Raw genomic sequence first — 25,854 nt, 5'->3', positions numbered from 1 at the left:
CTCAGCGCGCCCCCAGCGGACGATAACGTCGTTGCAAGATCGCGCCGCCGCCCATGATCAAGAACGACAACAGCAGATAAATAACCGTCACCACTGCATAGGCCTCGAAGGTGCGGAACGTGTAGTTCTCGATCTCGCGCCCCGCTGCCGTCAGTTCCGTTACGCCGATCGCCATCGCCAGGCTGGTGTTCTTCAACAGCAGCAGGGTCTGGTTCAGCAGCGGCGGAATCGCGATGCGAAACGCCTGTGGCAACACGACGCAGCGCATCGTGCGCAGAAAGCTCAGCCCCAGCGCGCGCGATGCCTCTACCTGCCCCGGCGGGATGCCGCGCACGGCGCTGCGCAGGTCTTCGCAGATGTAGGCCGACATCACCAGCCCGATCGCGATGCACGACATGATGAATTCACTGCCGTGGCTGTTGAGCCAATCACTCAAGCCTTGCGGCAGCAATGCCGGCACGCCGAAGTACCAGAACAGGATGTGCACCAGCATGGGCACGTTGCGGTGGAACGCGACATACACCGCGATCACCGCATTGGCCACGGGCGAGCCCGTCAGGCGGATCACCGCCAGCAGGCTGCCCAGGAAGAACGCCAGAACCCAGGCCAGGCCGGCCAGCGCCAGGGTGGTGATCAACCCCCTTAGCAGCCAGTCCGGGTACTCGCCTTGGAAAATGGCGCTGAAGTCGAAAACGTAGTGCATCGAACGAGGCTCCAGCGCGTGTCGCGCATCAACCCTTGATGGCTTCGATGCGGAAGTCGCGCTTCATGTTGAACTGCGTGCCCGCGCCGAACCATTTATCGAACAGCTTGGTGGCCTGGCCCGAGGCTTCCATGCCGTCCAGCACCTTGTTCACCTGGTTCAACATGGCGGTGTCGCCCTTGCGCACGCCCATGCCCCAGGGTTCAACGAACAGCGCCGGTTGCAGGATCTTCACGGGCACCGCGCTGCCGGCGGCTTGTTGCTGAAGCTTCACAAGCATCATCTCCGACGCGACAAAGCCGCTGACCTTGCCCTGCTGCAGCGCCAGGAACGCGCCGCTGGGGTCTTTAAAAGTCACCGTATCCACATTCGGGATGTTCTTGCGCGCGCCCTGCTCCGAGGACGACCCGCGCACGGCGCTGACGCGCTTGCCCGCCAGGTCGGCAGGCGCCTTCACGTCTTTCTCGGACTCGCGCGCCAGGATCTTCTGCAGGCTCACGAAATGCTGGTGCGAATAGTCGATCTGCTTCGCGCGGTCCGGGCTCCAGCCCAGGTTGGCGGCCACCAGGTCAACGCGGCCGGCGATCAGTTCGGGGATGCGGGCTTCGACGGCAATCAGCTTCAGTTCCAGCGGCACGCCCAGGCTATCCGCCACGGCCTGGCACATATCGACTTCGTAGCCGACCACCGCGCGGGTCTTCGGGTCCTGGAAGCTGAAGGGCTCGGCCGTGCCCATGGTGCCGCAGATGAATTTGCCGCGCGCCTTGATGTCTTGCACGGTGTCCGCGTGCGCGGCGGGCGCCAGCGTGGCGGCCAGGCCGACGGCGGCAACGAAGGAAGCAATGGTGGTCTTCATGGTAATTCCCCTTGAATATAGGTATGGGTACTGCCAGGTATGCGTACTGCCAACAAAAACGGCGTTCAGGAAACCGCCGCGTTCAGCGCAGCGCCGCGCAGGCGCTGTTGATACGGCGGCATCCTTCTTCGATGTTCTCCATCGACGTGGCGAAGCTCAGCCGCAGGTAGGGCGACAAGCCATAGGCCGCGCCATCCAGCACGGCAACGCCGGCCTCGTCCAACAGGTACATCACCACGTCCAGATCGCTTTCCAGCACGCGGCCGGCTGGCGTGCGCTTGCCCAGCAACCCTTCAACCGACGGGTAGACATAGAACGCGCCCTGCGGCTCGGGGCAGCGGATGCCCGGCACCGCGTTCAGCAAGGCCACGATGCGATCGCGGCGTGCATGGAATATGGTGGCGGCATCGCTGACGCAGCGCTGGTCGGCGGTCAAGGCCACGCGCGCGGCCGACTGACTGATGGCGCTGACGCAACTGGTGCTTTGCGAAATCAGCGTGGCCATGACCTTGATCAGCGGCTTGGGGCCGCCGGCGTAACCCAGGCGCCAGCCGGTCATGGCGTAGGCCTTGGACACGCCGTTGATCGTCAGCGTGCGGCCCGCCAACGCCGGCACCACCGCGGCGGGCGATGCGTGGCGCGCGTCGCCGTAGGCCAGGTGTTCATAGATTTCGTCGGTCATCAGCCACACGTGGGGATGGCGCGCCAGCACCTCGCCCAAGGCACGCAGTTCTTCCACGCTGTACATCGCACCGGTCGGATTGCTGGGCGTATTCAGCAGCACCCATTTCGTGCGCGGCGTGATGGCGTGTTCCAGCGCTTGCGGCGTCAGCTTGAAGCCGTCGGCTTCAGGGCAGGCCAGCACCACGGGCGTGCCATCGTTGACCAGCACCATGTCCGGGTACGACACCCAGTAGGGCGCGGGGATGATGACTTCGTCGCCGGCTTGCACGGTGGCGGCCAGCGCGGTGAAGATCAATTGCTTGGCGCCCACGCCGACGATCAGTTCGTCCAGTCCGTAGTCCAGGCCGTTTTCGCGTTCGAACTTGGCGCGCACGGCTTCCAACAGCGGCTTGGCGCCGGCGGATGCGGTGTAGCGGATGTCGCCGCTGTTCAGCGCGTCGATGCCCGCCTGCACAATGTGCGCGGGCGTGGGCAGGTCGGGTTCGCCCACGGTGAAGTCGATGATGTCGCGGCCCTCGGCACGCAACTGGTCCACGCGCGTCTTGGCGGCCATGCTGGGCGACGGCTTGATCGCGCGGGCGCGTTCGGCCAGGAAGGCGGTATCGGCGGCGCTCATGCCAGCCCCTTGGCGGCAAAGGCGGCCTGCATCCAGCTTTGCGTCTTATCGCCCTTGGCGATCTCGGCCATGATGCGTTCTTCCTTGGCCGCATGCGCGTGCGCGGCGGCAATCAGGCTTTCCGCGTCGGACGCGGCAAAGCAGACCAGGCCGTCTTCGTCGCCCACGATGATGTCGCCGGGGTTGACGACTTGGCCGCCGATCGAAACAGGCACGTTGACCTCGCCCGGGCCGTCCTTGTAAGGGCCGCGATGGATGTGGCCACGCGCATAGCAGGGGAAGCTGTCCGCTTCAAACGCGGCCACGTCGCGGATGGCGCCGTCCACCACCACGCCCGCGCAGCCATGCACTTGCAGGTAGCGCTTCATGATTTCACCAAGCACGGCGTTGGACAGGTCACCGCCCGCGTCCACCACCAGCACGTGGCCGGGCTGGATCTGCATCATGGCCTTGTAGATCATCAGGTTGTCGCCCGGGCGCGTCTTGACCGTCAGCGCGGTGCCCACGAGCTTGCCGCTGCGGTTGTAGCGGTGCAGGCCCGAGATGCCCTCGCGGCGCGCCAGGTTGTCGCTAAGGTGGGGCGTGACGATGCCGGCAAGCGCTTCAAGAATGGCGGCGGGAGCAACGGGGGAAGCCGGCAATTGGCGGGCGCCGGTAAGGATATTGGCCATGACGATCTGCAGTTCCTGGGTCGGTAGCCGCCGGCAACCCTGTGGAATTTTTCAGGATGCAGGACGGCCGGGTGAACAATCAGATGGCATGTTGCGAGCTTTTCGTTTTCAGAAAAAGGGATTAAATTTCCACGAGCTTCATCAATTTTTGGAATATAGGGGTTAGCCCTAGGCGGAAATTTCGGAATGAACTTCTCTACGACGCGGTGCCCGGCATGCTGACTTTCAAGCAAATCGAGGCCCTGTACTGGACCGTCCGGCTGGGCACGTTTTCCGCATCTGCGCAGAAGCTGCACACGACCCAATCGGCCATCACCAAGCGCATCCAGGAACTGGAGGCGGACTTCAATGTGGCGCTATTCGACCGCTCGGGCCATCGCGCCGAACTGACCGCGCGGGGTCACGAGGTCTATGCGCTTGCCGAAGACATGCTGGGCCATCGAGACCGCTTGCTGGTGCGGCTGAAAGGCCAGCACACGCTGACCGGCACGTTCCGTTTCGGCATTACCGAGATCACGGCCATGACGTGGTTGCCCGCCTTGATCCGCCTGCTGCGCGCGCACTATCCGCGCATCACGCTGGAACCGCACATCGACCTGGGCGCGGACCTGCTCAAGCGCTTGCAGGCGGGGCAGTTGGACATGGCGTTCCTGCACGGGGAATTCGCGGAACCGAACCTGCAAGTCGTGGCGCTGCAACGCCTGGAATTCGCCTGGATGGGCAGCCCTGACCTGATCGACGCCAGCCGCGTCTACACGCCCGCCGACATCGCGCGCCTGCCGCTCTTGCGCCAAAGCCGCGAGTCGGGCTTGAACATGATCTACGACGGGTGGCTGCGGCCCCATACGCCGGACAGCAATATCTTCACGATCAACAGCCTGATCGCCATGGCGGGCCTGACCGCCGCGGGCTTCGGCGTCAGTTGCCTGCCCCGCGATTATTTCGCGGACATGGTCAGCAAGAAGCAGTTGGTGATTGCGCGCACCAGCACCGCGCCGCCGCAATCGGTCTACAGCGCCATGTTCCGCCGCGACGCGGACGTGGCGTTCTGTGAAAGCGTGGCCGAGCTGGCGGAAAGCTGCTGCGAGTTTTCCGGCGGGGTGTAGGGGGGAGGCCTGCGCTTCAGGCCCGTGCTTCGGGCCCGTGCTTCAGGCCCTGGCTTTACAGCGCACCAAGGATCGCGTCGCGCGCCTGATGCGACAGCTCAAGCCGGGTCGGCAAGCTGCCATCCGGATGCCTTGCCGCCAATACCGGCAGAAACACTACTTCGACGGACAAGCCCGTCGCGCCCAGCACGCGCCAAAGATTGGCCACCAGGCTTTCTTCGCCAACGAACGCCGCAAAGCCATCGCGCTTGCCGTCGCGCAGGAATCGCAAGGCCACGGGTTGGATTTCCACGGCCGCCGAACGCGCCGGTTCGAACAGGCTGGCGTGGAAAGGAAGCAGGTCGAAGCCTTCTGTCGTCGTGCCTTCCGGAAACAGCCCGACCGCGTCACCCAGCTTGAAGCGGGCTTGCATGGCCTCGCCCATGGCGTGTACCGCGTGGCGCTGGCCGCGTTCGATGAAGAGCGTGCCCGCCCCCGCCACCAGCCAGCCGATCACGGGCCATTTACGGATCTCGCTCTTGGCCACGAACGACGTGGGACGCGCGGAATTCAGGACGAAGATATCGATCCACGAGACATGATTGGCCACCAGCAATACCGGGCCGCTCATGCGCGGGTCGCCCTTGAAGGTCACCTTCACGCCGCAGGCCGCCATCAGCGCGCGCGACCACGAGCGGTTCAGCCAGGCCCGGCTTCGCGGGCGGATGAAGGGGTAGACCAGACCCACGCAAAACAAGCCAAACACGATCAGAGGCAGCACCAGGGCCAGCCGTAAGACAAAGCGCAGCAGCTTCAAACTGAGGTCTCCCAGACCAGTTGGCCACCGACCACGGTGGCGCGTACCCGACCGGGCAGCATCATACCCGCGAACGGCGTATGGGGGCTGCGGCTTTGCAGCGCCGTGGGCGTCACGAGCCATTCAGCGTCCAGATCCACCAGGCAGGCGTCGGCGGGCGCGCCCACGCCCAACTGGCCGGCCTGGGCGGCGGGGTTGCTTGTGCCACTGCTTGTGCCGCTGCTTGTGCCACTGCTTATGCCGCCGCTGATACCGCTGAGTACCGCGCCCGGCCCCGACGTGACCCGCGCCAGCGCGTCGGCCAGCGGCACGCGGTGGTCGCGCGCCCATTTCAAGGTCAGCGACAGCAGCAGTTCCAAGGCCGTCGCGCCGGGAGTGGACACGGGAAACGGCGCGGCCTTGCCGTGCTTGTCCACGGGGGTGTGGTCCGAGCACAGCGCCTGGACCAGTCCTTCGGCCAGCGCCGCCTGGATGGCGTCGCGGTCGCGCTGGCCGCGCAACGGCGGTTGCAGGTGGAAGTGCGTGTCGAAGAAGCCGATATCGACATCGGTCAGGTGCAGGTTGTGGGCGGACACGTCCGCCGTCACCGCCAGGCCTTCGCGCCTGGCCGCTCGCAGCAGCGCCAGCCCTGGCGCGGTGGACAGGCGGGTCAGGTGCACACGCGCGCCGGTGGCGCGTTGCAGCTCGAAGATGGTGTTCAGGGCGACCGTCTCGGCCTGCGGCGGCAGGCCTTCCAGGCCCAGGCGTTCGGCGTACGCGCCGCTGGCGGCAACGGCGCCTTGGGCCAACCAGGGGTCTTGCGGACGCAGCCACAGCGTGTAGCCCAGCCCGCTGGCATAGCGCATCGCGCCCCACAGCACGCGCGTGTCGGCAATGCCGTGCTCGCCTTGGGCAAAGGCCAGGCAACCCGCTTGCGCGAGCAGGCCCATTTCCGTCAGCGTCTCACCCGCCAGGCCCACCGTCATGGCGCCCAGCGGATGGATGCGGGGTTGGCCGGCTTCCATCTGGCGCGTCAAGGCGTCGACCTTGCCGGGCTCGTCCAGCGCGTCGTCCGATGCGGCATCCGGCGGCATCACCAGCCGCGTCACGCCGCCGGCCAAGGCCGCGCGCAACTCGGCGGGCGCGAACGCCAGGCCCGTTGCGTGGCCAGGTTGCGCCACGCGCGCCGACAGGTCCACCAGGCCGGGCAATACCGCCAGGCCGGTCGCGTCCAGCACGCGATCGGCCTGAAAGCCGTCCAGCGTGGCGCCGGCGGCAACCACGGCCACCACCCGGCCGTCGGCAAGGTAAACATCATGCGGCCCGTCCACCCCATTGGCGGGATCGATCAGGCGGCCATTGGCAATGTGCAGCCTCATGGCGTGTCTCCGGCCAGGACGCTCAAGGCGGCCAGGCGCAGGTGTTGTTCCAGATCGGCCAATTGCGTCTGCACGGGTGGCAGGCCGGCGGCCACGTCGCCATCCACTTCCACGCCCGGGGTAAGTGCGCCACCGGGCAAGAGCAGCACGTCCGGCTTGGCGTGGGACAGCGTGGCGGGGGTCAGGCCATAGGCATGGGCGTATTCACGCGCGGACGGCAGCAGCGCGCCGCTGATGCGTTCCACCTGCAAGGGCAGCACGATGATGACATCGGCCTCTTGCAGCCCTTCGCGCAGGGTCGCGCACTCGCGCACGCCCAACTGCGGCAAGCCTTGCGGCAGCAGCGTGCGAGGCGCAACCGCGCGCACCTCGGGCACGCCCAAGGTGGTCATGGCATGGATGACCGAACGCGCCACGCGCGAATGCCGGATATCGCCCACCAAGGTCACGGCCAGGTTCGTCAGGTCTTGCTTGGCGTGGAGCATGGCCAGCACCAGCGCCAGCGCCGGCAAGGGGTCCGCGTGGCACCCATCACCCGCGTTGATCACGCGCAGGCCCGGCGCGGCGTGCGCGGCGGCGCAATGGGCGGTGCCGCTGGCCGCGTGACGCAGCACCAGCACGCCGGGTTGCAGGCGCGCCACCGTTTCGGCCAGCGCGTCGCCGGCATGCGAGTGAGCCGCTGGCGGGGCGAACGGGGCATGCACGTCGGACAAGTGTTGTGGGTGTTGTGGGTGTTGTCCGCGTTGCTCATCCTGCGCGTCCAGCACCACAGGCAAGAGCGACAGCCGGGTCGCCAACGCGGCATAGGCGTCGCGGTCGGCAAGGTCATCGCCCAGGGACAGAAAGACGGCGCATGGCGCGGCGTGCGCGTCGGGCATCAAGGCGGCTGGGGAACCGGCGTCGCCCGCTGCCGCATAGGCACGCGCGGCGTCCAGCAAGCGCTCGACGTGGCGCTTGGGCAGCCCTTCCGTTGTCAGCAGATGAATGAGTTCGCCGCGGCGATCAAGTTGCGGATTGAGCATAGAAAAGGCCGGGCCACGCGCGTTACGCCGCAGGCAGGGTGTCGAGATATCGTTGCAGGATAACAGCCGCCGCCATCGCGTCATCGGCGGCGTGCGTGCCCAAGAGGCGCTGCGCTTCCATGCTGGAGCCGCGCTCGTCCACCAGTTCGACCGCGATGCCGAAACGGCCATGCAATTGATTGGCGAAACGCCGGCAGCGCGCGGTGGCGGGCTGTTCGCCGCCATCGGCATCCAGCGCCAGCCCCACCACCACGCGATGGGGCTGCCACTCCTGCAACAGCGCGGCGATGCGGCCAAAGCGCGCATCGCGGATTTCACTGAAGATGATTTCCAGCGGGCGCGCCTGGCGCGTCAGGGTGTTGCCGATGGCGATGCCGATCTTCTTTTCGCCAAAGTCGAAACCAAGCAGTGTTTCTTCAGGCATGGCCCGCATCGCCCGCCAGCATGACCGGATCAATGCCCAGCAGCTTGAGCGCGGCGGGGTAGCGGTCTTCGGCGGGCACGTCGAAGATGATGTGGTCGTCGGCGCCCACGCTGAGCCATGCATTCTGGCCCATTTCGCTTTCCAGTTGCCCTGCGCCCCAGCCGGCGTAACCCAGCGTGACGAGCATGCGGGCGGGGCCATTGCCGTCGGCCACGGCTTGCAGCACATCGCGCGAGGTGGTCAGCGCCATGGCGCCCATCTTGATGCTGGAACTGTAGTCGCCGGCGGGCGCGTGCAGCACGAAGCCGCGGTCGGTCTGGACCGGGCCGCCGAAGTAAACCAGCGTGTCTTTGACCGGGCCGATTTCAAGCGTCAATTCGATGCGCTCGAACAAGGTGCCCAAGGTCAGGTCGGTGGGCCGGTTGATGACCAGGCCCAGCGCGCCGCGTTCGGTGTGTTCGCACACGTAGATGACCGAGCCGGCCAGGCTGCCTTCAACCATGCCGGGCATGGCGATCAGGAACTGGTTGGCAAAGTTGGCCGCCTGCGATGCGGCGGATTCGTGATGTTTTTCCGTCATGGCAACCCCTTTGGGTAGTCTGAAAGAACCGTGGACGTCGCACACGCGAGCGTGGCCGTCTAGCCTGGCGGCAGACCGTCTTTGGTTACGTGGGATGGGGTCAATGCCCCATCTTACGAGCCCTGGCGGAATGGGTCAGCGGGTCGGGTTCAGATTTCCATCAATTCAAAGTCCTCTTTGCGGGCGCCGCATTCGGGACAGACCCAGTTCGGCGGCACGTCTTCCCAGCGAGTGCCGGGAGCAATACCTTCGTCGGGCAGGCCGGCCTCTTCGTCATAGACCCAGCCACAAATCAGACACATCCAAGTACGCATAGTTCTCTCTTACATCAAAACCCCACCCGGTTCCCCGAGGCGGGGCAAAGGTGGGGGGCTTCCATTAGAATGGGGACAATCTTACCGAAACCCAATAGGGGTTCCCCTGATTCACCTCAAAATGAATCCGGGTACTCCGCTCAAAGCTCAAGCGCTGTCTACGTGGCCCCCGTTACCCCCCCTCTCGTTTTGGTCTTCGGCCCGTTCGATCCCTCGGGATCCGACGGCTTGCCCGCGGATGCCGTCACCTGCGCCCGCCTGGGCTGTCATGGCCTGGCGGCCGTGACCGCGCTGACCGTGCAGGACACTGCCGGCATCGAAGAAATCCATCCCGTTTCGCCCGACCTGCTGGACGACCAGGCTCGCTGCCTGCTGGAAGACATGTCCGTGCAGGCCATCAAGGTGGGCGGACTATACACCGCTGAAACTGCCAGCGTGGCAGCCCAGGTGGCCGCTGACTACAGCCAGGTGCCGCTGGTGCTGCACCTGGGCCAGCGTGCCCCCCTGCCGACCGACGCGGCCGACGAAGACGAGGCCGACGACCTCCTGGCCGCCACGCTTGAACTGGTGCTGCCGCAGACGGACCTGGTGATCATCGAGCATCTGCGCCTGGCGCAATGGCATGCCGACGGCGACATCGATATCGGGGACGCACCTTCGCCCATGCACGCCCTGGTGGCGGCGGGCGCGCAGTGGGTGCTGGTGCTGGGCAGCCCGCAGCGGCCCGGCCATTTTGCCAATGTGCTGCTGGGCCCCAACGGCCAGACCCACACCTGGCCGTGGCAGACGCCGCCCGACCGCAACGGCGACGCCGGCGGCCTGGCCGCCACCGCCATCACCGCCATGCTGGCGCGCGGGCTCGAGATGCCCGAAGCCGTGCGCCAAGGGCTGGCGCATGCCGATGCGTCGGTCGCGGCCAGTTTCCTGCCCGGCATGGGCCGGCGCATTCCCAATCGGATTCAACCGCAATGAAACCCTTGCGTTTTCCCGCCGGCCTGTATGGCGTCACGCCTGAATGGGACGACACCGACCGCCTCTTGCAAGCCGTGCGCAAGGCCGCCGAAGGCGGCATGCGTTCCCTGCAATTGCGGCGCAAGAACGTGCCTGACGCGGTGCGCGCCGAACAGGCCCGCGCGTTAGCGCCGCTGTGCCGCGAGCTGGGCGTGGTGTTCCTGATCAATGACGACTGGCGCCTGGCGCTGGACGTGGGCGCCGACGGCGCGCACGTGGGCCGCGACGACGAAAGCCTGGCGCGCATCCGCGCCGAAGCCGGCCCCGACCTGATCCTGGGCGGCTCCAGCTACGACGACCTGACGCGCGCGCGCGAACTGCTGGACGCGGGCGCCGACTACATCGCCTTTGGCGCCATGTTCGCGTCCACCGTCAAACCCGACACCGTGCGCGCGCCGCTGTCGGTGCTGACCGAAGCCCGCCGCCTGGTCGACGAGCGCGATGCGCCCCGCCCCGCCGTGGTGGCCATCGGCGGCATCACGCCCGACAACGCACGGCTGGTGGCCCAGGCGGGCGCCGACGCCATCGCCGTCATCACCGCACTTTTCGAAGCGCCCAGCATCCGCGCCGCCGCGACGGCCTGCTCCGCGCCCTATTCCGTCAACCCTCTTCGCAAGCCTTGAACGCCATGTCCCGTAACGAACAGCTTTTCGAACGCGCCTGCCGCAGCATCCCCGGCGGCGTCAATTCGCCCGTGCGCGCTTTCCGCTCAGTCGGCGGCACGCCGCGCTTCATCAAGCGCGCGCAAGGCCCGTACGTGTGGGACGCGGACGACAAGCAGTACATCGATTACGTGGGCTCCTGGGGCCCCGCCATCCTGGGCCATTCGCACCCCGACGTGGTGCGAGCGGTGCAGGAAGCCGCCGTCAACGGCCTGTCGTTCGGCGCCCCCACCGAAGCCGAAATCGAACTGGCCGAAGTGTTGATCTCGCGCTTGCCGTCGCTGGAACAGGTGCGCCTGGTCAGCTCGGGCACCGAAGCCACCATGACGGCAATCCGCCTGGCGCGCGGCGCCACCGGCCGCGCCAAGATCGTGAAGTTCGAAGGCTGCTACCACGGCCATTCCGACAGCCTGCTGGTCAAGGCGGGCTCGGGCCTGCTGACCTTCGGCAACCCCAGCTCGGCCGGCGTGCCGCCCGAGTTCGTGTCGCACACGCTGACCCTGGAATACAACAACCTGGACGCGGTGCGCGAGGCCTTCGCCCAGCACGGCGCCGACATCGCCTGCATCATCGTGGAGCCCGTCGCCGGCAACATGAACCTGATCAAGCCCACGGCCGGCTTCCTGGAAGGCCTGCGCGAGGTCTGCACGCAGCACGGCGCGCTGCTGATTTTTGACGAAGTGATGACGGGTTTCCGCGTGGGTCCGCAAGGCGTGCAGGGGCTGACCGGCGTGAAGCCGGACATCACCACGCTGGCCAAGGTGATTGGCGGCGGCATGCCGGTGGGCGCTTTCGGCGGCAGCGCTGAAGTCATGAAGCACATCGCCCCGCTGGGCGGCGTATACCAGGCCGGCACCTTGTCCGGCAACCCGGTGGCCGTGGCGGCAGGCCTGGCCACGCTGCGCCTGATCGCCGCGCCCGGCTTCTACGACAAGCTGTCGGCGCAAACCGCCAAGCTGGCCCAGGGCCTGCAAGAGCGCGCCCGTGCCGCCGGCCTGGCCTTTTCGGCCGATTCGGTGGGCGGCATGTTCGGCATCTATTTCAGCAACACCGTGCCCACCTCGTTCGCCGAGGTCTCGAAGTGCGACACGGCGGCGTTCAACCGCTTCTTCCATGCCATGCTGGACCACGGCGTGCACTTCGCGCCGTCCGCGTTCGAAGCGGGCTTCGTGTCGGCCACGCACGACGACGCGGTGATCAAGTCCACGCTGGACATCGCCGAAAAGGTTTTCGCCGCGATTTAAGCGGCTGGGGTCCGCCCAGGGCCCCAGTTAAAAAGCCCGGTATAAAAACCCCAAACAAGACGCCCTGCTCAGGGCGTCTTGTACTGTTCGTAGAGGGCGGTCACGTCCCTGACATACGCCTGGGTTTCGGCATACGGCGGCACCGCATCGTATTTGCGCACCGCCCCCTCGCCCGCGTTGTACGCCGCCAGCGCCAGGTCCAGCCGGCCGGGGTATTGGTCGATCAGCCGGCGCAAATGCCGCGAGCCCGCCTTCACATTGGTCGCCGGGTCCACCAGCGCACGTTCAATATCGTCCACCGCCAGCACCGCCGCCGCCGTGGCGGGCATCAGTTGCATCAGCCCCAGCGCGCCCTTGGGCGAACGCGCGTCGCTGCGAAACCCTGATTCGATGGCAATAACGGCCGTCAGCAAGGCCCGGTCCACGCCGGAATCCTTGGCGGCGCGCTCGATCAGGCCATCATGCGCGGTGGGCAGCTTGATCTCGCCCCAGCGCTGCGCCCGGGACGTTGGCGCCAGCGTCGCCATGCGCGCACCGTCGCCCTGGCGCGGCGCGCATTCCAGACAGACCTTGGTGGTGGCATTGCGGCGCCAGGCGGTGCGCGCCTGCGCCCGCTTGTAATGTTTGCCGTAACCGGTGGGCACTTTCATCACGCGCCAGACGCCGTAGGGGTCTTTGTAGCGGTAGATCTCGGCGGCCTGGGCGGGGCTTGCGGGCGCCAGCGCCAGAGCACCCACCGCCAAGGCCATCAGCACCGCCATGCCGCCAATGCGCGCCAGGAAGGCACTACAAACGGGCGGGTAACTTCGGTGTCGAGGGTCCATGGTTTGGGGCTCCGGCGGCGTCCGAAGACGCGTTGGCGAGCCCCTATGCTGCGGCGATCAACCCGGTTTGTCGCTCGCCCCTTCGCCCTAATCCTCGCTTTGCCCGGCCGCCACCGGGAACCGGCAGAAAAACTTCGAAAACCTCGGGGACTTACCTAGGGCATACGGCGGACGTCTGAGCTAATATGTCGCAATATTTCCGTTATTTACCAAATGAATGAACCTGGCCGCTCGTGCCAGGCTGGGAGAGGCAAAGATGGACGCAGAAAACACGTTGCAGCTGGTGCTGGACGCCGGCACCAACGTCCTGTCGGCAATTTATACGCCCCCGCCGCGCCCTGATCCCGACCCGGTAGAGCCCTCCACCGCAGCCATTGAGCCAGCTCCCGTTGGCAGCCCCGGCGACACCCAGGCGTCCGAGGCCGACCTCGACGTAGCCGCCGGTGACGTGGCGGCAGAGGTGGAGACCGAGCCCGCCCCCATCATCAATACCGACATCCCCAGTTGGGAAACCCTGACCGCCGCCGCCATCGCCCACGGCTGGAGCGCCGACGCGCTGGACAACCACGCGGTGCTGGCCTTCATCGACCGCTGCCGCAGCGCCACGGAACCGGTGCAGTTTCCGGTGGGCCAGGTGGTGGACGGCTCGTTCGAGCTGGAACTCGACCCCGACCGCATGACCGCGCTGCTGACCCTGCACCCACCCAGGGGCGGCCAGCCCGTCACCCTGGACATGCTGCGCCAGGCCGTGGCCGACCGCGGCATTGTGCATGGCGTGCAGGAACAGGCGCTGGCCGAGGCCGTGGAAAAGGGCAATGGCGAAACCGTCGTCATCGCCCAAGGCACGCCGCCCACGCGCGGCACCCCCACCCGTTTCGAAAGCCTGCTTGACCGCCTGAAGCCGCGCGCGCAGGAAATCGACGAGCTGGCCCATGTGGACTACCGCGACCTTGGCAGCCTGCTGCTGGTGTCGCCGGGCACGCCCTTGATGCGCCGCTTCCCGCCCCTGCCGGGCGTGGACGGCGTCAACGTGCTGGGCGAACCGGTGCTGCCGGACGAAATGCCCGACACGCCGTTCTCCAAGGATGTAAGCGGTGTGGCCGTGGACCCGGAAGACCCGCTGCTGCTGCGCGCGACCATCGCCGGCACGCCCACGCTGGTCAGCCACGGCGTGCAGGTGAACCCGATGGTCGAGGTGGATGCCGTCAACCTGTCCACCGGCAACATCACCTTTGAAGGCTCGCTACAGGTGCGCGGCGACATCGCCGCCACCATGGAAGTGCGCGTGACGGGCGACGTCGTCGTCAACGGCACCATCGAGGCGGCGCTGGTGGAAGCAGGTGGCAGCGTCACGGTCAAGGGCGGCATCATCGGCATGGCCGAAGCCTTGCAAGACCCCGCCGCCACCGCGCGCACGGCCCACATCGTCTGTGGCGGAATGCTGCGCGCCAAGTTCATTGAAAACGCCATCATCAGCGCCGGGCAGGACGTGGACGTTGAACGCGAGATCCGCCAGAGCAGCATCGCGGCGGGCGGCAGCGTCAACGTCGGCCCGCCCAACACGCAGCAAAGCGCCATCACCGGCGGCCAGATCCGCGCGCTGAATGCCGTGCGCGCCGGCACCATCGGGTCTCCCTCCGGCATTCCCACGCTGGTGCAGGCCGGCCTGGACCCGCATGCCGACATCAAGCGCTCGGCACTGACGCGCAAGCGCCTGAAGATGAACGAGGAAAAGGCCAAGCTGGAACAACTGCTGATGTTCCTGCAAGCCAACCCGCAGCGCGCGCCCGGCGACGTGGTGGAACGCGCCCGCAATACCCATGTGAAGCTGGGCAGCGACTTGCTGGCGCTGGACGAAGAAGAATCCCAGTTGGTGCGCGACCTGCAACCGCTGCACACCGCCACGGTAGCCGCCACGCGCCGCTTTTGCAGCGGGACGAAGATTCAGTTGGGCAACAAGATGCAGGAGTTCCTGGAAGACCAGGTCGGCGGCAAAGCCGGGCTGGAGGAAGGCGAGATCGTCATTCGCTAAGGCCGCTAAGGCCGCGCCCTGCCTCCCGGCAGGCCGCCTTAGAGCCCCACGGCGCGCGTGGCCCGGCCCGATCGCTCAGGGAATCAAGGCGCCAGTTCCTTGAACCAGACGCGCGGCGAAATGCCGCGGTCTGGCCCCAGGATGGAAAAACCGCCGTCCACGGGAATGTCCACCCCCGTCATCCAGGACGCCGCATCCGAACACGCAAAGCACACGGCGGCGGCGATTTCTTCGCCCGACCCCACCCGGCCCAGCGGATGAAAGTGCGCCCCCACGGCGTCCGCCGCCTCGCGCGAGCCGCCTGACAACTGTTCCACCGACGGCGACCAGGTCCATGCCGGCGACACCGCCAGCACCCGCACGCCCGCCGGCGCCAGTTCCACCGCGAAATTCTTGGTGATTTGCAACATGGCCGCCTTGGACGCCGGATACAGCGCGCGCCCCGCCGCGCCGAACTTGCCGCCCGTGCTGCCCATATTGACCACCACACCGCCGCGCGGCAGGTGCGGCGCGGCCAACTGCGTGAAGATGGCGGCCGACACGAGGTTGGTGTCCAGCGTGGCGTGCCATTCCTCGCGAGAGGAGGCCAACCCCCGGTCCGTGTACTGGCAGGCGTTGTTCACCAGAATGTCCAGGCGACCAAAGCGTGCCAGCGCGGCGTCGATGCAGCGCTGGATGTGCGCGTCGCTGCCGATGTCGGTTTCGCAAAAAAGCGCGCGCCCGTCCAGTTCCTGCTCAAGCACCTGGCCGGCTTGCGCGTTGCGCCCCACCAGCATCACATTGGCGCCAGCGGCGGCCAGGCCGCGCGCGATGTCCGCGCCCAGCCCCTGCGTGCTGCCGGTGATGATGGCGGTCTTGCCGGCCAAGCCGGGAAAGCCTGAAAAATCCATGAATAATCCTTGATCAGTGCGGCGCGGCAGCCCAGCGCACCGCTTGCGCCACCGAACCCGTTTGCGCAATCAGGCGCATGCTGGCCAGCGAGGCCTCATGTACCGCCAGGTCGGCGGAGGCGCAGGCGTCTTCGGCCACCATCACGTCAAACCCAATGTCGGCGGCGTGGCGCACCGTGCCTTCCACCACGGAATGCGTGGCCACGCCCGCCACCACCAGCCGGCGCGCGCCGATCACACGCAGCGTTTCTTCCAGCGGCGTGCCGTAGAACGCGCTGATGCGGGTGTGCTTCACGATGAACTCGCGCGGGCTGCTCGCCAAGGGCTGCAAGCCGTCGTAGAACTCGCTGCCCCACTGCCCTTCCGGCACCGCCCCAATCGCGGCCACGTTGCGGAAGATGGCGCAGTTGGGCAGCAGGTCGGCGTAGTCCGGGCGGAAGGCGATGCGCACATGCACGATGGGCATGGCCTGCGCGCGCGCCCCGTCCAGCAAGGCGGCAGCGTTGTCCAGCAGGCGCTGGCGCGCGCCGTTGTCGGCGTCCAGACCGACGCGGATCTTGCCGTCGGGATGCAGCACGTCATTCTGATAGTGCAGCGCCAGCACCGCGGTGTCCGCCGTCATCAGACGAACACCTCGAACACGTCGTGCACGTCGTCGCAATTGACCAGATCCACACGCTTCATGCGGATGCGCCAGCTATCCCCGTCGGCCGCCAGCTTGTGCGTGTAGCGGCCAGCCAGTTGGCGGGGTTGCCGCTTGCGCCATTCGGTCATCTGAAAAGCGGAATGCACCACCAGGTTGCCGCCCGCGTCCACCCCTTCCACCTGCACGCCGCCCACCAGGCGCACGCTGCGCGTGGGCGGTTGCTGCGACCAATTGCGCGGGTGCTCCAGGCGGCGGATGCGCACGTCGCGCAGCATGCGGTCTTCCCAGAACAGCGAAATATGGTCGTACGGGCTTTGCTGGCCGTGCACGCGCGGCATCCAGTACATGCCGTCCTGCGTCCACAAGGCCTGCCAGTCGTCGTAGCGCCGCTCGTCCAGCAAACGAGCCTCGCGGTACAGGAACTGTGCGATGCGGTGATAGGCGTCGGCGGGCACATCGGCGGGCGCCAGGTCGGCCGTGCCGACATCGAAATCCAGGTCTAGCAGCATGCGCCTTCTCCCGTGGCGGGCGCGTTCGACGCCGCGCCGGCTTCCATATAGGTCTTCCAGGCGTGGAACTGGTTGCGCATGGGCAGTTCGCTGGTGCCGTTGACCGACACCATGCCGTCCGCATCGCTGCGGTCGCTGCCGTGGTAGCGGTGCATGCTGACCCATTCCCCGCCGCGCGTGGCGTTGCCTTCCTGGCAGCGGTTGTAAAGCTCGATGTCGTCAGGCATGACGTTGGACGACGGCGAGTTGATGACGTTGGCGTACAGCATCGCGCGCTTGAACACGCCGTCGGGCGCGCCCTTGCAGCGGAAGGTCTGGATCTCGATCAGCGTGCGGTCCACGGCAATCGGGCGGATCACGCGGAATTGCTGGAATACGGTGTGCGGCGAGCCGCTGCCGTAGATGACCGTGTTGTGGCGGTTCATGCCCAGGATTTCGCGGGCGCGTTCCTCGCCGTAGGCAGCGGCCAGCGTTTCAAAGTGCGCGCGCGACACGGGGTCGCGTTCGGCGGCGCCCGGGTTGAAGATGCCTTCCATATAGCCATGGCCGTTTTCGTAGGCGCGCAGCTCCAGCTTTTCCCAGAACTCGTAGGGCTCGCCGTTGCCGTCCATGATGTGCAGCTCAAGCGGCATCTCGCCCATTTCCTTGGCTTCGTCGCGCGCAGCGGCGTAGGACGATTCATGCGTGACGCGGGCGTGCATGGTGTCGTGCAGGTTTTCGTAGAACACCTTCCAGTTCGACCGCTGCATCACACGGAAAATACCGCCCGCCACTTCCACTTCGCCTACCGGCGAACGGTCGCACAGGTTGTCGATAGACGAGCGCACGCCACCCAGGAAGTCGGTCAGCGCCGGGCCTTCCTTGGCCTGGCTGGCGAACACGAAGCCGCGATAGCTTTCCACGCGCGCCAGCCGGCGCATCGAGAACGCCGGGTCGGTGGGGTCATACGACGTGCCTTCCAGGCCCTGCTTGAGCGGCACGCCCAGATGGCTGCCGTCCAGCTTGAAGGTCCAGGCGTGATACGGACAGCGGAAGAACTTGCCCACGCAGCCTTCGCCATCCGCCACCACCTTGGCGCCCTTGTGCGGGCAGCGGTTGTACAGCACGTGCACATGGCCATCGGACGCGCGCACCATCAGCACATCCTGGTCGCCCACGCGGGTGGTGTGATAGTCGCCCGTCTTGGGCACCTGGCTTTCATGGCCCACGTAGATCCACGCGCGGCCATAGATGCGCTGCATTTCAAGGTCGAAGATGGCCGGGTCGGTGTAGACCCCGCGGTGCACGCTGTCGCCACGCACCATCTCGGACAGTTGTTGGTCGGTGTAAGACATGGGGGGCTCCTACTTGTTCTCGCTGTCTTTCCAGCGCGCCATCAACGTGTTCGACGGCAGGGTTTCGTCCAGCAGCTTGGCGGCGGTTTCGCGGCCCGCTACCGGCAGGCCGGCGGGGTCCAGCAAGCCCACCTGCACCAGCACGCTGGCCTGATCCCAATAGATGTGCTCGTGGTAGAGCTTGTCGCCCCGGAACTTCACAACGGCGATCAGCGGAATCTCAACCGGCCGGCCGGTGGGCGCCACGCCGGGCAGCATCCAGTCGATCTCGGTGGTGTGCGTGAAGCAGAACAGCAGTTCGTCCACGATCTGCGTGGCGCCCACCGTGCGCGACAGCGGAACCAAGCGCGTGTCGGGCGGGTTGCCGTTGACGAAATGGTGCTGGTAGAAGCGCGACAGTTCCTTGTGGCCCACGCCGCCCGTCATGGTGGGAATGTGGTTCACGTAGGGTTCGGCCACCATCGTGGCCATGGTGGCGGCCACGTCGCGCGTGCCGAATTCGTATTCGCAGTGCTTGTCCCACAAATACGAATAATCGAACTCGGGGCCGATGGCGCGTTGCAGCGCGGCCATGCTGCGCTGGTGCGCCATCAGTGCCGACGGCTTGTCGTAGTGATCGCCACCCGTGCGGGCGAACGCATGGTCCATGCCGGGGTACACATACAGTTCAACACCGGGCTTGCCGCCCAGCGCATCCAGGATGCGCTGGCGCGCGGCGGGCGGACAGAAGCCGTCCTGCTCGGCAATGTGCAGCACCAGGCGGCCGCGCAGGTTGGCCGCTTCGTCCAGGCTGTCTTCGATGCCCACTCCGTAATAGCCCACGGCCACGTCCACATCGGTGCGACAGGCGGCCAGGTAGGCCAGCTTGCCGCCCAGGCAGTAGCCCAGCACGCCGACGCCGCCCTGTTGCTCGGGCAATTCGCGCAGCATGGCGATGGTGGACGCGATGTCTTTCAGGCCCTGCTCAACGTCAAAGCCCTGGTAGAGCTCGAACGCGCGCGGCATGTCGGCCGGGCCGTCGGTCAGTTGAATGCCGGGCTGCTGGCGCCAGAACAGATCGGGCACCAGCACCACATAGCCCTCTTCGGCCAGCAACTGCGCAGCGCGGCGCATGAAGTCGTTCACGCCGAAGATTTCCTGGCACAGCACCAGCCCGGGGCCATGGCCCGAGGCGGGCACGGCCAGGTAGGCGCTGAAGGTCTTGCCATCGTGCGAGGGAATGGTCACCTCGCGCGTCGAGATCTGTTGGGTCATTCGGTTCTCCTGTGTTGCTTGATGCCTGATGCAAGATGCCTGGGTTGCGTGGCTGGCCGCCTATTTCATCTGGCAGGTAGCGGCAAACGGGTCCTGGTACTGGGTCAGCACCGTGCCCGACAGCTTGTTGGCCAGCTTGCCGTCCGCGCCCGCTTCCACGACGCGCAGGTAGTAGTTCTGGATGGGGTATTGGTTGCGGTTGAACTTGAAGTCGCCCCGCACCGATTTGAAATCCGCGCGCCGCAGCGCCGGGCGCAGCGCGTCGGCGTCAAGCTTGCCGCCCGTTTGGCGCACCGCGCTGTCCAGCAGCATGGCGGCGTCATAGCCTTGCGAGGCGTACAGCGTGGGCGTGCGCTTGTAGGTCTTCTTGAAGTCTTCAACGAATTTGCGGTTGGCTGGGTTGTCCAGATCGGCCGCCCATTGCGACGTGTTGCGCATGCCGGCGATCGGCGCGCCGACGGCGGCGATGGTGTCCTCGTCGCCCGAGAAGCCCGGCGCCAACAGCGCGATGTCCTTGGACAGACCCGCGCCGTTGAACTGCTTGATGAAGTTCACGCCCATGCCGCCGGGCAGGAAGAAGAAGACCGCATCGGGTTTGCTGGCGCGCAAGCGCGAGATTTCAACGCCGTAGTCCAACTGGCCGAGCTGGGTGTAGATCTCTTCGGACAAGCCGCCCTTGTATAGACGCTTGAAACCCTTTAGTGACTCACGGCCGCCCGGGTAGTCGGGCGCGATCAGCGCCACGCTCTTGTAGCCCTGGTCCGTGGCGTACTTGCCCATGGCGGCGGGGATGTCCTCGTTCTGCCAGGCCACCGCGAAGAAGTTGGGGTTACAGCCCGCGCCCGCGTAGTTTTCAGGGCCGGTATTGGTGCTGAGGTAAATGGTGTCAGACTGCAAAATAGCCGGCATCACCGGCAGCAGCACATTGGAGAACACGATGCCCGTCATGACGTCCACGCGGTCGCGCTTGAGCAGCCGTTCCACCGCCTGGCGGCCCGTATCCGCCTTTTGCTGGTCGTCGGCCACCACCACCTCGGCGGGCAGCCCGCCCAGCTTGCCGCCCGTATGTTGCAGCGCCAGATTGAAGCCGTCGCGAATCTCGTTGCCCAGCGCGGACCCCGGGCCGGACAGCGTTGTCAGCATGCCTACCTTGACCTTGTCGGCCGCCGAGGCGCCAGCCATGGCGGACATACAGACCAGTGCCGCCAGCGCGCGCCGGCTCCAGTGATTTCGATTCATGGGCCACCTTCGATTCTGCCGCCAGCCGCGCTGGCGGAAAGCTGACAGATCCCGTCTGCCGTCGGTACACGCATGCCGCCGATCAAAGTCGCCAAGCTTACGCGCCGTGACGACGCCCTCCAAGAGCTGCTGAGGGAGAGCCTGCTGGCTAGCGTATGCCTCGCGGCCGCGCCGCTCTATCCGAATACGCGCAGTCTTATCCGGGATTCACTTAATTCCAAAGCCTGGACAGTTAATTTATTCTGGGCTGCTGATACGGGAGCGTTCCCGTCCCGGAGGCACCCATGCACGGCTGGTCCCGACTCGAACTGGCGCCGCTTTTCAATCGGCGCGTGTTCAGCTCCACCCAACAGGACGAAACACGCACCCGCGTGTCGGAAGCGCTGAAGGAACACCGGCTGACCTGGAAGGCGGGCCGCGTGGACGCCGAACTGAACCGGGGCCGGTTCGGCTCGCTAACGGTCTGTACCTTGCGCTACGGCGCCGAAGTCCACATCGAACCCGACCGCCTGCAGGACTTCATGCTGGTGCAAGTGCCGCTGCGCGGCCGCGCGCGCATCGAATGCGGCAGCGAGCACGTGGACGCCCACCCCGACTGCGCCGCCGTCATCGCGCCCAACCGCCCGGTACGGCTGCACTGGGAGGCCGGCTGCGAACAACTGTTGTTGAAGATTCCGCGCGGCAAGCTCGAAGCCATGGGCCGCCGCGCCTTTGGCGACGCCGCCACGCTGGCACTGGACTTCAGCCCCGCCCTGCGGCTGGACAACCCGGTGGGCGCGGCCTGGCGCAGCATGGTCGCCAGCATGATCCACCTGCTGCCCACGCTGGACGACGGCGCGCGGCGCCCGCCCGCCGCGTGGTTGGAACACCTGGAAGACACGCTGGTGCTGCACCTGCTGTACAACCAGCCCAATAGCTGGCAAGCGCAGGCGGGGCAAGCCCAAGATCTGCCGCGCCGCCTGACGCTGGCGGAATCCTATATGCGCGCGCACCTGTCGGCCCCGCTGACGCTGACGGACATCGCCCGCCACGCCGGCGCCAGCGTCACCGCGCTGACCCGCCTGTTCCAGGAACACCGCGATACCACGCCCATGATGGCGCTGCGGTCGCTGCGCCTGGACACGGCCAGGCAGAAGTTGCGGGCGAACGCCCACGCCAGCGTGACCGACGTCGCGCTGGGCGTGGGGTTTGGACATCTGGGAAGGTTCTCGGAGTACTACCGGGAACGGTTTGGAGAACTGCCGCGCGAGACGCGGCGTGGGCAGGGGTAAACAGCACCCCGCCGCGATCAGGCCGCCGGCACCACCGCCGTCACTTCGATTTCCACCTTGGCGCGGTCCTCGACCAGGTCGGCCACTTCCACCGCCGTCATCGCCGGGAAGTGCCGGCCGATGAATTCGCGGTAGTGCTTGCCGATGGCCGGATACGCGGCCACATAGGCTTCCTTGTCGGTGACGTACCAGGTCATCCGCACAATATGTTCGGGCTTGGCGCCGCCTTCGGCCAGGATGGCGACAATGTTCGACAGCGTCTGGCGGACCTGGTCCGCCAGGTCATCCGATTCGAATTGCTGCTGCCCATTCCACCCCACCTGCCCGCCCACGAACACGAGCTTGCTGCCCACCGTCATTTCGGTGAGCACACCATTCGAATAGCCCCGGGGCGCCATCCAATCCGGCGGTTGCAGAATCTTCATAACGTCTCATCCTATTTATAAAAAACAAACGACAGGGTGGTCTCGCGGCCTTACGCCGCGGGAACCAGATAAGCCTGCATGCGTTCCCGCAGGTCGGCAGGCATGGGCATGGACTTCATCGTCCGCAAATCCACCGTCACGATCGTCAGCGTGGCCGACAAGCGCAACTGTCCGTCCGGGCCTTCAAAGCGCACCAGCGCCTTGAAGGACGCGCCGCCAATGCGCTGGACTTCCAGCGTTTGGCGCAAGCGTTCATGCCAGCGGCTGGGCGCGCTGAAATCGCAGGTGACCGAGGCCATCGGCGTACCGATATGCCGATCAACATGCAGCGCATGAAACGGCAGGCCCATGCCCTTGTCGAACCATTCCTCGACAAAGTCATTGATCATCTCGAAATAGCGCGGATAGAAGACAATGCCCGCCGGGTCGCAATGACGGAAGCGGACTTCTACCTGGCTGGTGAATGCTGCGGACATGATGATTTCCTGATTACTTATTTGAACGACCGGTTCAAGCCATCTGGCGCAACGCAAAGCGTTGCAGCTTGCCAGTTTCGGTACGGGGCAGCGTCGCCACGAATTCGATGGCGCGCGGATATTTGTACGGCGCGATGCTGGCCTTCACGAACGCCTGCATGTCGGCCACCAGCGCATCGCTGGGCGCAAAGCCCGGCTTGAGCACCACGAAGGCCTTGACCAACTGGCCGCGCTCGTCGTCCTGCGCCCCCACCACGCCGCATTCGGCCACGGCTTCGTGGCGCAACAGCGCGTCTTCCACTTCGGGGCCGGCGATGTTGTAGCCCGCCGAGACGATCATGTCGTCATTGCGCGCCTGGTAATACAGATAGCCGTCGTCGTCCTGCATGAAGGTGTCGCCCGGCAGGTTCCAGCCCTGCTGCACGAAGCGGCGCTGACGGTCGTCGGCCAGGTAGCGGCAGCCCGTGGGGCCCTTGATGGCCAACCGGCCCACCGTGCCGTTAGGCACGGGCTGCATGTCGTCGTCCACCACCTGCGCCACATAGCCTGGCACGACCTTGCCGATGGCGCCGCGCTTGACGGCTTCGGGCGGGCTGGACACGAACACGTGGATCATTTCGGTGCCGCCGATGCCGTCGATCATCTCAATGCCGCTGGCCTGTTTCCACAACTGGCGCGTGGCATCCGGCAGCGCTTCGCCGGCCGACACGCTTTTCTTCAGCGAAGACAGATCAAACTTGCCGACCAGCGCGGCCATCTGGCGATAGAACGTCGGCGCGGTGAAGACGATGGTGGCGCGGAAGTCCTGAATCAGTTCCAGCAGGCTTTCCGGCGACAGCTTTTCGGCCAGCACGGTGCTGGCGCCCACGCGCAAGGGAAAGCACAGCAGGCCGCCCAGGCCGAACGTGAACGCCAGCGGCGGCGTGCCGCAGAAGATGTCGTCGGGACCCGGCTTGATCACATGCTTGGGGAACAGGTCGCACATCGCCAGCACGTCGCGATGAAAATGCATGCAGCCCTTGGGCGAACCCGTGGTGCCGCTGGTGAAGGCGATCAGGCAGACGTCGTCGGCGGCGGTGTCGCAGGCCGTGAAATCGTCGGGCTTGGCCGCGGCCAACGCATCCAGCGCATCGGGCGCGGCATCGTTGAAAACCATCACCTGGGTCAACTGCGGGCAGTGATGCTCGTGGCCCGCCTGGACGCAGAACCCGGCTTCTTCTTTCAGGCGCGCATCACACAGCACGGCCTGGATCTGGGCCTTCTCGATGATCTGCTTGAGTTCCTTGGCGCGCAGCAGCGGCATCGTGGGCACCGTCACCAAACCCGCCTTGATCGCCGCCAGCCAAGAGGCCGCCATCATCGGGTTGTTCGGCCCGCGCAGCAACAGGCGGTTGCCGGGAACCAGACCCATGTCTTCGGTCAGCACGCGCGCGATGCGGTTGGTAAGCGCAGCCAGTTCGCGATAGGTCATCGTGGCCTGCTTGTCGCCGTCGCGCCAGCGCAGCGCCACGCGGTCGGCAAAGCCGCGATCGGCCATGGCGTCCACGAGTTCCACGGCGCAGTTGAAACGCTTGGGGTAGGCCACGTCGGGGCCATCAAGCAGGAATTCAGGCCATTGTTCGCCCGGGGGTAGGTTGTCCCGGGCGAAGGTGTCGGTGTGGGCGGATACTTCCATGAAATTCCCCTTGCTTGTGCGGTGTGGTTTGCTGTGCTGATGGCGAGCGCTCGATGGCCCTTTACGCCTTCAGCAGTTCACGGGCGATGATCAACTTCTGCACTTCGGTGGCGCCTTCGTAGATACGCAGCGCTCTGATTTCCCTGTAAAGCTTCTCCACCGGCATCCCCGACACCACGCCCGCGCCGCCAAACATCTGCAAGGCGCGGTCGATCACGGTCTGCGCCGATTCCGTGGCCATCATCTTGGCCATCGCGGCTTCGCGCGTGGTGCGCAGCTTTTGCACGTCGCGCATCCACGCGGCGCGATACGTCAGCAGCGCCGAGGCGTCGATGGCGGTGGCCATGTCGCCCAGCGCGGCTTGCGTCAGTTGCAGGTCGGCCAGCGTCTGGCCGAACATGCGGCGCGACTTGGCGCGCGCCAGGCCTTCGTCCAGCGCGCGGCGGGCAAACCCCAGCGCGGCGGCGGCTACCGAGGCACGGAAAATATCCAGCGTCATCATGGCCAGCTTGAAGCCCTGGCCCGCATCGCCCAGGCGGTGCGAGGCCGGGATGCGGCAGTTGTCGAACGTGATCGTGGCCAGCGGATGCGGAGCGATGAGTTCAATGCGTTCGCTGACCTCGAAGCCCGGGGTGTCGGCATCCACCACGAAGGCGCTGATGCCGCGCGCGCCCGGCGCTTCGCCTGTGCGGGCGAAGACCACGTAGAAGTCCGCGATGCCGCCGTTGGAAATCCAGGTCTTGGCGCCGTTCAGCACGTAGTGGTCACCGTCCAGCTTGGCCTCGCAGGCCAGCGCCGCCACGTCCGAGCCCGCGTCGGGCTCGGACAGCGCGAAGGCGGCGATGGCTTCACCGCGTGCCACGCGCGGCAGGTAGTGCTGGCGCAGTTCGTCCGACCCCATCAAGGAGATGGCGCCGCTGCCCAGGCCCTGCATGGCGAAAGCGAAGTCCGCCAGCCCTTCGTGACGGGCGAAGGTTTCGCGCAGGATGCAGACGGCGCGGGAATCGACTTCCGGCAACGCGCCGCCCCAGGCGCCGCCCGGGCCGCCCGCGACCGCATAGCGCAGCCAGCCGGCCTGGCCCATGGCCTTGACCAGTTTCTTGCAGGCCGCGTCGGCGTCGTGATGGTCCACGTCGCCCAAGGACGCTTCGCACCAGGCGTCGACGTCGTGCGCCAGCTTGCGGTGCGCGTCGTCAAAAAAGGGCCAGTCCAGCCAGCTTGCATCACGCATC

Annotated in this window: 27 protein-coding genes; 6 read left to right on the top strand and 21 right to left on the bottom strand. The window is 66.3% G+C overall.

The genetic code is table 11. The features are described 5' to 3' along the window. Nucleotide 1: 1 nt before the first annotated feature. The 4 genes from M2361_RS27665 to M2361_RS27650 all read right to left on the bottom strand — a co-directional run bounded on the left by M2361_RS27665 (nucleotide 2) and on the right by M2361_RS27650 (nucleotide 3,530). A complete protein-coding gene (locus M2361_RS27665; protein WP_259252959.1) occupies nucleotides 2–703 on the bottom strand; it encodes an amino acid ABC transporter permease in 702 nt (233 codons plus the stop codon). 28 nt (nucleotides 704–731) lie between these two features. Beyond that, nucleotides 732–1,559 carry an ABC transporter substrate-binding protein gene (locus tag M2361_RS27660; protein ID WP_259252958.1) on the bottom strand — a complete coding sequence of 276 codons (828 nt, stop codon included), beginning with the start codon at nucleotides 1,557–1,559 and terminating at the stop codon, nucleotides 732–734. An 82-nt stretch (nucleotides 1,560–1,641) separates the two neighbouring features. Then, a complete protein-coding gene (locus M2361_RS27655; RefSeq protein ID WP_259252957.1) occupies nucleotides 1,642–2,859 on the bottom strand; it encodes an aminotransferase class I/II-fold pyridoxal phosphate-dependent enzyme in 1,218 nt (405 codons plus the stop codon). After that, on the bottom strand, nucleotides 2,856–3,530 hold the full coding sequence (locus tag M2361_RS27650; protein WP_259252956.1) for an RraA family protein: 675 nt from the start codon (nucleotides 3,528–3,530) through the stop codon (nucleotides 2,856–2,858). The genes M2361_RS27655 and M2361_RS27650 overlap by 4 nt, the downstream gene beginning before the upstream one ends. 215 nt (nucleotides 3,531–3,745) lie before the next feature. Here M2361_RS27650 and M2361_RS27645 point away from each other — a divergent pair, with 215 nt between their 5' ends. Continuing rightward, nucleotides 3,746–4,636 (top strand): LysR family transcriptional regulator, encoded by an 891-nt coding sequence (locus M2361_RS27645; protein ID WP_100853243.1) that lies wholly within the window; start codon nucleotides 3,746–3,748, stop codon nucleotides 4,634–4,636. Between the two features lie 55 nt (nucleotides 4,637–4,691). Here the strand turns inward: M2361_RS27645 and M2361_RS27640 are convergent, their stop codons facing one another. From M2361_RS27640 to M2361_RS27615, 6 genes are all read right to left on the bottom strand, one after another. Further along, complete coding sequence (locus M2361_RS27640; RefSeq protein ID WP_259252955.1) at nucleotides 4,692–5,432, bottom strand: 1-acyl-sn-glycerol-3-phosphate acyltransferase; 741 nt, start codon at nucleotides 5,430–5,432, stop codon at nucleotides 4,692–4,694. Next, on the bottom strand, nucleotides 5,429–6,790 hold the full coding sequence (locus tag M2361_RS27635) for a dihydroorotase (protein ID WP_259252954.1): 1,362 nt from the start codon (nucleotides 6,788–6,790) through the stop codon (nucleotides 5,429–5,431). The genes M2361_RS27640 and M2361_RS27635 overlap by 4 nt, the downstream gene beginning before the upstream one ends. Then, entirely contained in the window at nucleotides 6,787–7,812 is a 1,026-nt protein-coding gene (locus M2361_RS27630; RefSeq protein ID WP_259252953.1) for an aspartate carbamoyltransferase, read from the bottom strand. The genes M2361_RS27635 and M2361_RS27630 overlap by 4 nt, the downstream gene beginning before the upstream one ends. A 22-nt stretch (nucleotides 7,813–7,834) precedes the next feature. Then, nucleotides 7,835–8,236 carry a Holliday junction resolvase RuvX gene (gene ruvX / locus M2361_RS27625; protein ID WP_050447168.1) on the bottom strand — a complete coding sequence of 134 codons (402 nt, stop codon included), beginning with the start codon at nucleotides 8,234–8,236 and terminating at the stop codon, nucleotides 7,835–7,837. Continuing rightward, the gene (locus M2361_RS27620; protein WP_050447075.1) at nucleotides 8,229–8,816 is read right to left on the bottom strand and encodes a YqgE/AlgH family protein; all 588 of its coding nucleotides are present in this window, start codon (nucleotides 8,814–8,816) and stop codon (nucleotides 8,229–8,231) included. The genes ruvX and M2361_RS27620 overlap by 8 nt, the downstream gene beginning before the upstream one ends. Nucleotides 8,817–8,965: 149 nt before the next feature. Next, nucleotides 8,966–9,130 (bottom strand): rubredoxin, encoded by a 165-nt coding sequence (locus M2361_RS27615; protein WP_003814980.1) that lies wholly within the window; start codon nucleotides 9,128–9,130, stop codon nucleotides 8,966–8,968. A gap of 162 nt (nucleotides 9,131–9,292) precedes the next feature. Here M2361_RS27615 and M2361_RS27610 point away from each other — a divergent pair, with 162 nt between their 5' ends. The 3 genes from M2361_RS27610 to hemL are packed head-to-tail and all read left to right on the top strand — an operon-like array spanning nucleotide 9,293 to nucleotide 12,047. Next, on the top strand, nucleotides 9,293–10,102 hold the full coding sequence (locus tag M2361_RS27610) for a hydroxymethylpyrimidine/phosphomethylpyrimidine kinase (protein ID WP_404976461.1): 810 nt from the start codon (nucleotides 9,293–9,295) through the stop codon (nucleotides 10,100–10,102). Next, entirely contained in the window at nucleotides 10,099–10,764 is a 666-nt protein-coding gene (thiE, locus tag M2361_RS27605; protein ID WP_259252952.1) for a thiamine phosphate synthase, read from the top strand. Before M2361_RS27610 ends, thiE begins: the two co-directional genes overlap by 4 nt. A 5-nt stretch (nucleotides 10,765–10,769) precedes the next feature. Next, entirely contained in the window at nucleotides 10,770–12,047 is a 1,278-nt protein-coding gene (gene hemL / locus M2361_RS27600; protein ID WP_259252951.1) for a glutamate-1-semialdehyde 2,1-aminomutase, read from the top strand. Between the two features lie 68 nt (nucleotides 12,048–12,115). On the opposite strand, the gene M2361_RS27595 is transcribed toward hemL, so the two are convergent. Continuing rightward, complete coding sequence (locus M2361_RS27595) at nucleotides 12,116–12,871, bottom strand: lytic transglycosylase domain-containing protein (RefSeq protein ID WP_259252950.1); 756 nt, start codon at nucleotides 12,869–12,871, stop codon at nucleotides 12,116–12,118. Between the two features lie 256 nt (nucleotides 12,872–13,127). On the opposite strand from M2361_RS27595, the gene M2361_RS27590 reads away from it, so the two are divergent. Further along, entirely contained in the window at nucleotides 13,128–14,903 is a 1,776-nt protein-coding gene (locus tag M2361_RS27590; protein ID WP_259252949.1) for a DUF342 domain-containing protein, read from the top strand. An 83-nt stretch (nucleotides 14,904–14,986) separates the two neighbouring features. On the opposite strand, the gene M2361_RS27585 is transcribed toward M2361_RS27590, so the two are convergent. The 6 genes from M2361_RS27585 to M2361_RS27560 are packed head-to-tail and all read right to left on the bottom strand — an operon-like array spanning nucleotide 14,987 to nucleotide 20,775. Further along, on the bottom strand, nucleotides 14,987–15,793 hold the full coding sequence (locus M2361_RS27585; protein WP_259252948.1) for an SDR family oxidoreductase: 807 nt from the start codon (nucleotides 15,791–15,793) through the stop codon (nucleotides 14,987–14,989). Nucleotides 15,794–15,806: 13 nt separating this feature from the next. Continuing rightward, entirely contained in the window at nucleotides 15,807–16,415 is a 609-nt protein-coding gene (locus M2361_RS27580) for a cysteine hydrolase family protein (protein WP_259252947.1), read from the bottom strand. Next, on the bottom strand, nucleotides 16,415–16,948 hold the full coding sequence (locus M2361_RS27575; RefSeq protein WP_259252946.1) for an aromatic-ring-hydroxylating dioxygenase subunit beta: 534 nt from the start codon (nucleotides 16,946–16,948) through the stop codon (nucleotides 16,415–16,417). Before M2361_RS27575 ends, M2361_RS27580 begins: the two co-directional genes overlap by 1 nt. After that, nucleotides 16,939–18,282 (bottom strand): aromatic ring-hydroxylating dioxygenase subunit alpha, encoded by a 1,344-nt coding sequence (locus tag M2361_RS27570; protein ID WP_259252945.1) that lies wholly within the window; start codon nucleotides 18,280–18,282, stop codon nucleotides 16,939–16,941. Before M2361_RS27570 ends, M2361_RS27575 begins: the two co-directional genes overlap by 10 nt. Before the next feature lie 9 nt (nucleotides 18,283–18,291). Further along, entirely contained in the window at nucleotides 18,292–19,536 is a 1,245-nt protein-coding gene (locus M2361_RS27565) for a dienelactone hydrolase family protein (RefSeq protein WP_259252944.1), read from the bottom strand. 60 nt (nucleotides 19,537–19,596) lie between these two features. Continuing rightward, nucleotides 19,597–20,775 (bottom strand): ABC transporter substrate-binding protein, encoded by a 1,179-nt coding sequence (locus M2361_RS27560; RefSeq protein ID WP_259252943.1) that lies wholly within the window; start codon nucleotides 20,773–20,775, stop codon nucleotides 19,597–19,599. A 284-nt stretch (nucleotides 20,776–21,059) separates the two neighbouring features. Here M2361_RS27560 and M2361_RS27555 point away from each other — a divergent pair, with 284 nt between their 5' ends. Then, nucleotides 21,060–22,046, top strand: a complete 987-nt coding sequence (locus tag M2361_RS27555; protein ID WP_259252942.1) for an AraC family transcriptional regulator — start codon at nucleotides 21,060–21,062, stop codon at nucleotides 22,044–22,046. A gap of 17 nt (nucleotides 22,047–22,063) precedes the next feature. Here the strand turns inward: M2361_RS27555 and M2361_RS27550 are convergent, their stop codons facing one another. The 4 genes from M2361_RS27550 to M2361_RS27535 all read right to left on the bottom strand — a co-directional run bounded on the left by M2361_RS27550 (nucleotide 22,064) and on the right by M2361_RS27535 (nucleotide 25,853). Beyond that, the gene (locus M2361_RS27550) at nucleotides 22,064–22,471 is read right to left on the bottom strand and encodes a RidA family protein (RefSeq protein ID WP_006217230.1); all 408 of its coding nucleotides are present in this window, start codon (nucleotides 22,469–22,471) and stop codon (nucleotides 22,064–22,066) included. A 50-nt stretch (nucleotides 22,472–22,521) separates the two neighbouring features. Further along, nucleotides 22,522–22,947 carry a thioesterase family protein gene (locus M2361_RS27545; RefSeq protein WP_050447059.1) on the bottom strand — a complete coding sequence of 142 codons (426 nt, stop codon included), beginning with the start codon at nucleotides 22,945–22,947 and terminating at the stop codon, nucleotides 22,522–22,524. A 34-nt stretch (nucleotides 22,948–22,981) separates the two neighbouring features. Beyond that, nucleotides 22,982–24,622, bottom strand: a complete 1,641-nt coding sequence (locus tag M2361_RS27540) for an AMP-binding protein (protein ID WP_259252941.1) — start codon at nucleotides 24,620–24,622, stop codon at nucleotides 22,982–22,984. A gap of 61 nt (nucleotides 24,623–24,683) precedes the next feature. Next, nucleotides 24,684–25,853: an acyl-CoA dehydrogenase family protein gene (locus M2361_RS27535; protein WP_259253093.1), complete on the bottom strand. Its 1,170-nt coding sequence runs from the start codon at nucleotides 25,851–25,853 to the stop codon at nucleotides 24,684–24,686. Nucleotide 25,854: the final 1 nt, after the last annotated feature.

It is taken from the genome of Achromobacter sp. JUb104 (genome assembly GCF_024806975.1).
GTDB lineage: Bacteria > Pseudomonadota > Gammaproteobacteria > Burkholderiales > Burkholderiaceae_B > Achromobacter > Achromobacter spanius.
The sequence above is the reverse complement of the archived record's forward strand: the minus strand, read 5'-3'. Positions and strand labels throughout refer to the sequence as shown.

Coding starts and splice junctions, on each gene's coding strand:
- M2361_RS27660 (WP_259252958.1), bottom strand. CDS start 1,559: ATGAAGACCACCATTGCTTCCTTCGTTGCCGCCGTCGGCCTGGCCGCC.
- M2361_RS27590 (WP_259252949.1), top strand. CDS start 13,128: ATGGACGCAGAAAACACGTTGCAGCTGGTGCTGGACGCCGGCACCAAC.
- M2361_RS27575 (WP_259252946.1), bottom strand. CDS start 16,948: ATGCTGCTAGACCTGGATTTCGATGTCGGCACGGCCGACCTGGCGCCC.
- M2361_RS27635 (WP_259252954.1), bottom strand. CDS start 6,790: ATGAGGCTGCACATTGCCAATGGCCGCCTGATCGATCCCGCCAATGGG.
- M2361_RS27630 (WP_259252953.1), bottom strand. CDS start 7,812: ATGCTCAATCCGCAACTTGATCGCCGCGGCGAACTCATTCATCTGCTG.
- M2361_RS27540 (WP_259252941.1), bottom strand. CDS start 24,622: ATGGAAGTATCCGCCCACACCGACACCTTCGCCCGGGACAACCTACCC.
- M2361_RS27580 (WP_259252947.1), bottom strand. CDS start 16,415: ATGACGGCGGACACCGCGGTGCTGGCGCTGCACTATCAGAATGACGTG.
- M2361_RS27620 (WP_050447075.1), bottom strand. CDS start 8,816: ATGACGGAAAAACATCACGAATCCGCCGCATCGCAGGCGGCCAACTTT.
- M2361_RS27565 (WP_259252944.1), bottom strand. CDS start 19,536: ATGACCCAACAGATCTCGACGCGCGAGGTGACCATTCCCTCGCACGAT.
- M2361_RS27650 (WP_259252956.1), bottom strand. CDS start 3,530: ATGGCCAATATCCTTACCGGCGCCCGCCAATTGCCGGCTTCCCCCGTT.
- ruvX (WP_050447168.1), bottom strand. CDS start 8,236: ATGCCTGAAGAAACACTGCTTGGTTTCGACTTTGGCGAAAAGAAGATC.
- M2361_RS27570 (WP_259252945.1), bottom strand. CDS start 18,282: ATGTCTTACACCGACCAACAACTGTCCGAGATGGTGCGTGGCGACAGC.
- M2361_RS27585 (WP_259252948.1), bottom strand. CDS start 15,793: ATGGATTTTTCAGGCTTTCCCGGCTTGGCCGGCAAGACCGCCATCATC.
- M2361_RS27665 (WP_259252959.1), bottom strand. CDS start 703: ATGCACTACGTTTTCGACTTCAGCGCCATTTTCCAAGGCGAGTACCCG.
- M2361_RS27555 (WP_259252942.1), top strand. CDS start 21,060: ATGCACGGCTGGTCCCGACTCGAACTGGCGCCGCTTTTCAATCGGCGC.
- M2361_RS27655 (WP_259252957.1), bottom strand. CDS start 2,859: ATGAGCGCCGCCGATACCGCCTTCCTGGCCGAACGCGCCCGCGCGATC.
- M2361_RS27535 (WP_259253093.1), bottom strand. CDS start 25,853: ATGCGTGATGCAAGCTGGCTGGACTGGCCCTTTTTTGACGACGCGCAC.
- hemL (WP_259252951.1), top strand. CDS start 10,770: ATGTCCCGTAACGAACAGCTTTTCGAACGCGCCTGCCGCAGCATCCCC.
- M2361_RS27595 (WP_259252950.1), bottom strand. CDS start 12,871: ATGGACCCTCGACACCGAAGTTACCCGCCCGTTTGTAGTGCCTTCCTG.
- M2361_RS27615 (WP_003814980.1), bottom strand. CDS start 9,130: ATGCGTACTTGGATGTGTCTGATTTGTGGCTGGGTCTATGACGAAGAG.
- M2361_RS27550 (WP_006217230.1), bottom strand. CDS start 22,471: ATGAAGATTCTGCAACCGCCGGATTGGATGGCGCCCCGGGGCTATTCG.
- M2361_RS27560 (WP_259252943.1), bottom strand. CDS start 20,775: ATGAATCGAAATCACTGGAGCCGGCGCGCGCTGGCGGCACTGGTCTGT.
- M2361_RS27645 (WP_100853243.1), top strand. CDS start 3,746: ATGCTGACTTTCAAGCAAATCGAGGCCCTGTACTGGACCGTCCGGCTG.
- thiE (WP_259252952.1), top strand. CDS start 10,099: ATGAAACCCTTGCGTTTTCCCGCCGGCCTGTATGGCGTCACGCCTGAA.
- M2361_RS27545 (WP_050447059.1), bottom strand. CDS start 22,947: ATGTCCGCAGCATTCACCAGCCAGGTAGAAGTCCGCTTCCGTCATTGC.